A 7,729-nucleotide genomic window follows, 5' to 3' on the forward strand; every position below is an offset into this window, starting at 1 on the left:
AGCGAGGCCAGCCGCAGCGGGGGTGATTCCACTGCGGCGGCCGCGCCGGTGGGCTCAGGCGCCCGTCAGCTCCTTGAGCCTGCCCTTCGCGATCCGGATGCGGCGCGGGGTGCGCGCCGCCACCGCGGAGTCGTGCGTGACCATGACCAGCGTCAGGCCCTGTTCCTTCCACAGGCCCTCAAGCAGGTCGATGATCTCGTCGCGGGTGTCCTCGTCGAGATTTCCCGTCGGCTCGTCGGCGAGCAACACGGTCGGGTTCTTCACCAGCGCCCGCGCGATCGCGACACGCTGCTGCTGCCCGCCCGACAGCTCGTCCGGCAGGTGGTCCGCCCGCTCGCCCAGCCCCACCGACTCCAGGGCGTCCAGTGCCCGCCGCGCCCGCTCCTCCTTCGTCATGCCCGCGGGCACGAGCGCCGTCTCGACGTTCTCCTGCGCCGTCAGCGTGGGGATGAGGTTGAAGTTCTGGAACACGAACCCGACGGTCTCGGCCCGGACCCGGGTGAGCCCGGCGTCGTTCATCGTGGCCAGGTCCTTCCCGTCCAGCACCACGCTGCCCGACGTCGGCCGGTCCAGCCCGCCCAGCGCCTGGAGCAGCGTGGACTTCCCGCCTCCGGTCGGCCCTTGGACGGACAGCAGCTCGCCGTCCTCGATCCGCAGGGACACGTCGCGCAGCGCGTGCACGGTCCGCTTCCCCTGGGTGTAGGTCTTGGTCAGCTTCTCGATCTGATACATCACATGCCTTCTCTCGTTGTCCGACGACGTGCTGTGGTCCGCGGGTCCGTGACCTGCCGGTCGGCCACGCGTGGACCGAACTCAGGCGAGCGAGCGGAACGCCTCCGCCGGGCGCAGGCGCGCCGCGCGCTGCCCGCCGACGACGCCCGCCGCCAGCCCGCCGAGCACCGCCAGGCCGACCGCGGCGGCGACGATCCACAGGGAGACCGGCGCCTGCAGGACGACGTCGGACACCGTGCCGGCCAGCCCGTCCCCGCCGCCCCCGCCGAAGGCCGCCGGGCCGCCGACGGCGGCTTCGCCCGCGCCCTCCGTGCCCGGCCGCATTCCTCCGCCGCCCGGCCGGCCGAACGCGACCTGTGCCCCGGTGGAGCCGCTGAGCGTGATCCCGGAGAGATTCACCGCCAGGACGGCGAGACCGCCCAGCGCCACGCCCGCGACGCCACCGATCAGCCCTTGCGCCACGGACTCGCCCGCGATCTGGCCCACCACGCGCCGCTGCGACCAGCCGAGCGCCTTGAGCGTGCCGAGCTCGCGCGTACGGCGGTTCACGCCGGACACCGTGAACAGGATCGCGAGCCCGAACGCCGCGAGCAGCACGATCACGGACAGCCACGTGCCGAGCGTGGAGACCAGCGACGACGCCGTGGACAGCGATCCGGACACGCCTTCGGCGAGGTCCGCCTGGGTGGAGACCGTCGCGTCGGGCAGCTCCGCGGCGATCGCCTCGGAGACGGCGTCCACGTTCGACGACGAGTCGACCTGCACGTAGAGCGTGGTGACCTGATCCTCCAGATCGGCGAGCGTCGCCGCGACGTCGATCGGCAGGTAGACGTTCGCCGCGGTCTCCACGCCGTCGCCGGTGGTGGACGACACGGTGCCGATCACCTCGAGCTCGGTGCCACCGACGGTGATCGTGTCGCCGACCGCGATCTCCTCCTGCTCGGCGTAGACGGCGTCGAGCACGGCGACGTCCTGGCCGGCGTCGGACGCCTCGAACGTCCGGCCGTCCGCGACCTCGGTCGTCGTGAGGGGCCCGACGGCGGCCGCGGCCGGGTCGATCCCCGTGACCGTCTGCTGGTCGATCTCGAACGACGACGGCCCGCCCTGGCCGCCCTCCTCCCCGCCACCCGGGCCGACGACGATCCCGCCGCCCTCCTCACGCATCTGGTCGAGGTCGGGCATCTCGCCGGAGAAGCTGATGCTGGTGAGCTCCAGCGTGGCGGCCACCCCGGTGACGTGCTCGAGGCCGGCGACGGCGTCGAGCGCGTCCGCTTCGAACGATGTCGTTCCGGGATTCGTGGTGAGCCGCTCCTGCGCGAGCTCCCGGGTGCCCTCGTCGGTGGCCTCGCCGTCCTCGGCGTCGAAATCGAAACGGCGGGGCCCGAACCCGCCGCCCTCGCCGGGCTCCGCCGTCTGCGTGACAGTGATGTCGGTGCCGACGCCGTAGACCGACTCCAGGACGGCGGCCTGGGCGTCGCGCACACCCGCCGACACGGAGGACACGACCATCACCAGCGCGATCGCGACGGCGAGCCCGATCGCGACGACCGCCGTCTGCTTACGTCTGTTGCGCAGCTCCCTGCGCAGATACGTGAGAAACATGTGGCCGAGGCTGGCGGCGGCCACTGGGCCCGACCTGTCGTGACGCTATGGCGGGGCTATGAGGTCGGGAGGGTGGCGGCTGTGGCCGACTCCGGTTCGGGGACGTCGAGGAGGCGGCGGACTGCGCTCGCGATCGGTGGAAGGTCGTTGGTGTACGCATCCCAGAGCACCTCGTGATCGATGATGTCGTAGCCATGGGCGATGACATGGCGAGCGCTCAGGATCGGGCGGAGACCCAGGTGGCCGTGGTCGCCGAGAAAGTTCTTGTCCATACGGTTGATCGACTCGCCGAGGCGGATGGCGACCGCCTCGGCGGCGAGCATGACGAACTCGTCGGCGAAGAACCTGTCTCGGCCGACCGCTACGAGACGAGCAGCCATTCCGGTGTGCTCGAGGAAGTCATCGAGTGATGTGACGGTGCGCTCGCCGTACTTCTCTGTGAGCGCCTGGCGAATGTCTGTCACAGCGGCCTCGCCTCGCTTCGGATCCGGTGGTGCTTCGGCTTGAGCCCGCCTTCGCTCACAAGATCGACGTGGATGTGCAACGCGTCCTCGATGTCCTGGCGGAGTTGGGCAAACCGGAAGAGCCCCATACCGGGGCGAGGTCGGATGAGCAGGTCGATATCGCTTGCCGGAGTATCGTCTCCGCGTGCGACCGAGCCGAAGACGCGGGGGTCCTCACCGCCTGCGGCGTCGATGAGCTCCAGGATCTCCTCCCGATGCTCGGCCAGCACCTGGGACGGTCGCCGCATCGAGTGGACGAGCCGTTCGCGCATGGCGGCGGAGAGCGGGCGGCGCCCGGACTCGTACGCGGCGATGTTGGGGCGCGCGACACCCGAGGCGTCGGCCAGCTGCTGTTGCGTCATGCCGGCGGCCTCGCGAAGTTCGCGCAGGCCGAGCTGCGGGTCACCCTTCATGTATCAAAGGTATCAACCGGCGGGTTCTTCGTCTCCTCAGCGACGGATCCGGCCGGGGAACGGCGTCGCGAGGGCTGCGGGGCCGGGTGCGGAACGGCGTCACGGAGGCCGCAGGGCCGGCTGGGGCACGGGCCGTGGGATCATCGGCGTATGGATGAGCTGCGTCGTGCCGTCGAGGTCATGGACCGTCTCTACTCTCCCGGCGGGTGCCCGTGGGACCGGAAGCAGACGCACACCTCGCTCGTGCCGTACCTCCTGGAGGAGGCGCACGAACTGGCCGAGGCCATCGAGTCCGGCGACCGCGATCACATGCGGGAGGAGCTCGGCGACGTGCTGCTGCAGGTGCTGTTCCACGCGCGGATCGCCGCCGAGGAGCCGGAGCCGTTCACGGTGCACGACGTCGCCCGCGAACTGGCCGACAAGCTCGTGCGGCGGCACCCGCACGTGTTCACTCCGGACGGCGAGGACCGATCCGTCGACGACGTGCTCATGGGCTGGGAGGACGCCAAACGGGCGGAGAAGCGCCGCGCGTCCGTGCTGGAAGGTATCCCGCTCGCGCAGGGCGCGCTCGCCCGCGCACAGCAGGTCGTGTCGCGCGCGACCAGGGCGGGGTTCGCCGAGGAGTTCGACGGCGGACTGCCGGACGCCGCGCTACCGGGAGATCTCAGGGGAGGTGTCCCGCCCCGGCGACAGGGCGACGACGAGTCGGAGTCCCGCTCGGCGGGCGATGGCCCGGCATCGGCGCCGGGTGAGCTTGCGGGGCGCTACGGGGTGGAGCTGCTCGACATCGTGCGGCGAGCGGAGGCCGACGGCGTCGACGCCGAGCAGGCGATGCGCGCCGTGAGCCGCGCCCTGGAGGCGCGGGTGCGCGCGGCCGAGTCCGCGGCGGCCCGGGCCTGAGTTCGGCGGCGGCATGCCCCGGCGATCGGCGATCGCCCGCCGCGCCGGCCCTGCATGCCCCCGCGCCGGCCCTGCACGCGACATGCGCCCAGGTTGGCATGCGGCCACACGGGGAGCGCGCCCCGTACTCACGCGGCGCCGAAGTCCATGCCCCCGGAACCGGTGACCTCGACGAGGTAGGCCTGACGCGCACCCGCCTCGCGCGGGTACGGCCCGCCGGTGTACTTCGTGGAGAGCCGGTCGACGAGCGCCCAGCCCGCCTCCCCGTCCACCACGCGGGTCACGCGCCCGCGCAGCCAGGCGCTGCGCAGCGGCGTGGCGGCGTCGAGCACCGAGAGCGCGACACGCGGGTCGATGGCGACGTTGCGTGCCTTGCGGCTGTCCGGTCCGGTGAGGAAGAGGAGGTGGTCCCCCTCCCAGTCGACCCACAGGGGGACGCTGTGCGGTGCGCCGTCCGGCAGCACGGTGGCGAGGTGTCCGACGTTCGTGCCCGCGACGAGCTCGCGGGCGAGGCCGTGAATGGTCATGCGGGGTGGACGACGCGGAGGCACCCGACTCATCGGCGAGAGGTTGCCCGTCCGGTCGCCCGGCCGCCGCGCGAGCGACCGACGTTCGGTCCGCGCCCGCCCCCGTTCCTCTCGGGCGAGACCCACTCACCTGTAACGCTCCGGACGGGACCGGACATGTGCAGGATGTCCGGCACACGCCGGTGAGCCGCCGAACAGGGAGCCGTATGTCCACGACTGACGACGAGCGCTTCTCGGCGCTCTTCGCCGCCACGAACCGTGATCTGCTCGCGTATGCGGTGCGCCGGGTCTCCGACCCTGCCGACGCGGCCGACGTCGTGGCGGAGACCTACCTGGTCGCCTGGCGTCGCATCGCCGAGGTCCCGCGCGAGGGCCGGGCGCGCCCGTGGCTGTTCGGCGTCGCGCGTCGGGTGCTGGCCAACCACCACCGCGGCGAACGACGGCGTTCCGCGCTCGCCGACCGTCTGCGGGCGCAGCTCGGGGAGGTGGTTCCGCCCGCCGATGCCGGCCTGCAGGGCAGGTCCGACGTCGAGCTGGCACTGGCCGGGCTCGACGAGAACGACCAGGAGATCCTCCGGCTCGTCGCCTGGGAGGAGCTGGCCCGGGACGAGATCGCGGTGGTCCTGGGTCTGTCGCGGGCAGCGGTCCGGGTGCGGCTGCACCGGGCGCGGCGCCGGCTCGCCGAGCGCCTGACGTTGATCACGTCCGGCGACGAGCCGGCCTCCGGCGACGCGCGGAAACGCTCGCGGCGGACCGGACACGTCATGAGTGAGTGGGCGAGTGCTCGCTCCGGAGTCGAGGAGGCCCGATGAACCAGGACGCCATGGACGCGCTGCGCGCGGCGGACCCTGCGAGGTCGGCACGCCTCGACGCCGTCGACCCGGGGGCGTTCGACGCCCTCAGGGAGGGGATCATGATGAGTGAGCGGAGCACGAAGCAGGTCCGTCGCCGCATGCTGCGGGGGACGATGCTGGTGGGGGGACTCGGCCTGGTCCTCGCGGGCGGGGGTGCGGCGTACGCCTCCGGTGTCCTGGGGTCCGTCGCGGGAGACGCGTTCTCGGCGCGCGTCATCGAGACGCTGGTCGACCAGGAGCCCGAGGCGAGCCCGTCCGTGTCGGGCCCGGTCGACTGGGTCCAGCGGCCTTGTCCTACGGGGACGGACGAGGACATCGACCGGATGGAATCCTACTGGCGGCAGGCCGACTTCAAGATCGGGGGCACCACGCACGGCGCCCACAGTGTGGACGGGACGTGCTCCTGGAGCTTCGTCGAGGCGGAGACGGCCGCGGCCATCGCGATGCGTGTCGCCGAGGAAGACGCCGGGCCGCCCTACGACAGGACGCTCACCTCCGTCGAGGCGTCCGAGGGTGGCGGGAGGTGCATCGGTCGGGACGAGGCGCTCGCGCTCGTCGAAGGGCTGCTCGGCCCGGACTACGAACTCTCCCCGACGGCGCTCGAGACCGGCGACCGGTTCGAGTGCACCCTCTGGGAGATGCGCGTGGAGGACGTCCAGATCGTCGTCTACAGCCCGGCAACGCTGGACTGATGGAACTGATGGACTGGTCCGGTGCGTTCCGGGTCGCAGCCCGGTGATCCGCGATCACCCGCGGCGTCGGTTCTGACGGGGCGGCTGTGACCGGCCGACCTCGACCACGACATCCCCGTGTCCGCTGGTCGGTCCAGGGGACCACCTGCTGCCGGGCTTGGCCATAGGCTGGGGGCCGTAACCTCCGAGCAACAACCTGATCGAGGAGAACCCGTGGCTAGCATCGAAGCCGTTGGAGCACGCGAGATCCTGGACTCGCGCGGCAACCCGACCGTCGAGGTCGAGATCGTCCTGGACGACGGCACCTACGCCCGCGCCGGCGTGCCGTCGGGCGCGTCGACCGGCGCGTTCGAGGCCGTCGAGAAGCGCGACGGCGACAAGAGCCGCTACCTGGGCAAGGGCACGGAGCAGGCCGTCGCCGCGGTGAACGACCAGATCGCGCCCGAGCTGATCGGGTACGACGCCGAGGAGCAGCGCATCGTCGACGCGACGATGCTGGAGCTGGACGGGACCCCGAACAAGGCGAACCTCGGCGCCAACGCGGTGCTGGGCGTGTCGCTCGCGGTCGCCAAGGCCGCGGCGAAGTCGGCCGGCCTGGACCTGTTCCGCTACGTCGGCGGGCCGAACGCGCACGTGCTACCCGTCCCGATGATGAACATCCTGAACGGCGGGTCCCACGCGGACTCCAACGTGGACATCCAGGAGTTCATGATCGCGCCGATCGGCGCCCCGACCTTCAAGGAGGCGCTGCGCACCGGCGCCGAGGTGTACCACGCCCTCAAATCGGTGCTGAAGGAGAAGGGCCTCGCCACGGGGCTCGGCGACGAGGGCGGCTTCGCGCCGAACCTCGCGAGCAACCGCGAGGCGCTGGACCTGATCCTCGTCGCGATCGAGAAGGCCGGCTACGCGCCGGGCACCGACGTCGCGCTCGCGCTCGACGTGGCCTCCACGGAGTTCTTCGCCGAGGGCTCCTACTCCTTCGAGGGCGGCAAGAAGTCGAGCGAGGAGATGATCGGCTACTACGAGCAGCTCGTGGCCGACTACCCGCTGGTCTCCATCGAGGACCCGCTGAGCGAGGACGAGTGGGGCGCGTGGTCGGCGCTCATGGAGTCGGTGGGCGACAAGGTGCAGATCGTGGGCGACGACCTGTTCGTCACCAACCCGGAGCGCCTGGCCCGCGGCATCGCGGAGAAGTCGGCGAACTCGCTGCTGGTCAAGCTCAACCAGATCGGCACGCTGACCGAGACGCTCGACGCCGTCACGCTGGCCCAGCGCAACGGCTTCACCACGATGACGAGCCACCGGTCCGGCGAGACGGAGGACACCACGATCGCGGACCTGTCCGTGGCCACGAACGCCGGCCAGATCAAGACCGGCGCCACCGCCCGCGGCGAGCGCATCAACAAGTACAACCAGCTCCTGCGCATCGAGGACGCCCTGGACGACGCGGGCGTGTACGCCGGTCGCACGGCGTTCCCCCGCTTCGAGGGCTGAGTCGCAGGCCGC

General features: G+C 71.7%; 9 protein-coding genes. 4 read left to right on the forward strand and 5 right to left on the reverse strand.

Annotated elements, in window-relative coordinates:
- Nucleotides 1-54 precede the first annotated feature (54 nt).
- From IIE03_RS02905 to IIE03_RS02920, 4 genes are all read right to left on the reverse strand, one after another.
- Entirely contained in the window at nucleotides 55-732 is a 678-nt protein-coding gene (locus tag IIE03_RS02905) for an ABC transporter ATP-binding protein (RefSeq protein WP_192861221.1), read from the reverse strand.
- A gap of 81 nt (nucleotides 733-813) precedes the next feature.
- On the reverse strand, nucleotides 814-2,334 hold the full coding sequence (locus tag IIE03_RS02910) for an ABC transporter permease (protein ID WP_192861222.1): 1,521 nt from the start codon (nucleotides 2,332-2,334) through the stop codon (nucleotides 814-816).
- Between the two features lie 56 nt (nucleotides 2,335-2,390).
- Nucleotides 2,391-2,798, reverse strand: a complete 408-nt coding sequence (locus tag IIE03_RS02915) for a HepT-like ribonuclease domain-containing protein (RefSeq protein ID WP_193107577.1) — start codon at nucleotides 2,796-2,798, stop codon at nucleotides 2,391-2,393.
- Nucleotides 2,795-3,250, reverse strand: coding sequence for a helix-turn-helix domain-containing protein (locus IIE03_RS02920; RefSeq protein ID WP_225997158.1), 456 nt, complete (start codon nucleotides 3,248-3,250; stop codon nucleotides 2,795-2,797). Before IIE03_RS02920 ends, IIE03_RS02915 begins: the two co-directional genes overlap by 4 nt.
- 150 nt (nucleotides 3,251-3,400) lie before the next feature.
- Here IIE03_RS02920 and IIE03_RS02925 point away from each other — a divergent pair, with 150 nt between their 5' ends.
- Entirely contained in the window at nucleotides 3,401-4,150 is a 750-nt protein-coding gene (locus IIE03_RS02925; RefSeq protein ID WP_192861224.1) for a nucleoside triphosphate pyrophosphohydrolase, read from the forward strand.
- A gap of 128 nt (nucleotides 4,151-4,278) precedes the next feature.
- Here IIE03_RS02925 and IIE03_RS02930 read toward each other — a convergent pair whose 3' ends face one another.
- Entirely contained in the window at nucleotides 4,279-4,677 is a 399-nt protein-coding gene (locus IIE03_RS02930) for a PPOX class F420-dependent oxidoreductase (protein ID WP_192861225.1), read from the reverse strand.
- Nucleotides 4,678-4,883: 206 nt separating this feature from the next.
- Between IIE03_RS02930 and IIE03_RS02935 the strand changes: the two genes are divergently transcribed.
- The 3 genes from IIE03_RS02935 (at nucleotide 4,884) to eno (ending at nucleotide 7,717) form a co-directional block, all read left to right on the forward strand.
- Nucleotides 4,884-5,489 carry an RNA polymerase sigma factor gene (locus IIE03_RS02935; protein WP_192861226.1) on the forward strand — a complete coding sequence of 202 codons (606 nt, stop codon included), beginning with the start codon at nucleotides 4,884-4,886 and terminating at the stop codon, nucleotides 5,487-5,489.
- Nucleotides 5,486-6,223, forward strand: a complete 738-nt coding sequence (locus IIE03_RS02940) for a hypothetical protein (RefSeq protein ID WP_192861227.1) — start codon at nucleotides 5,486-5,488, stop codon at nucleotides 6,221-6,223. The genes IIE03_RS02935 and IIE03_RS02940 overlap by 4 nt, the downstream gene beginning before the upstream one ends.
- Nucleotides 6,224-6,436: 213 nt before the next feature.
- Nucleotides 6,437-7,717: a phosphopyruvate hydratase gene (gene eno / locus IIE03_RS02945; protein ID WP_192861228.1), complete on the forward strand. Its 1,281-nt coding sequence runs from the start codon at nucleotides 6,437-6,439 to the stop codon at nucleotides 7,715-7,717.
- Nucleotides 7,718-7,729: the final 12 nt, after the last annotated feature.

Origin of the sequence: Myceligenerans pegani, assembly GCF_014892515.1 — a bacterium.
Taxonomy (GTDB): domain Bacteria; phylum Actinomycetota; class Actinomycetes; order Actinomycetales; family Cellulomonadaceae; genus Myceligenerans; species Myceligenerans pegani.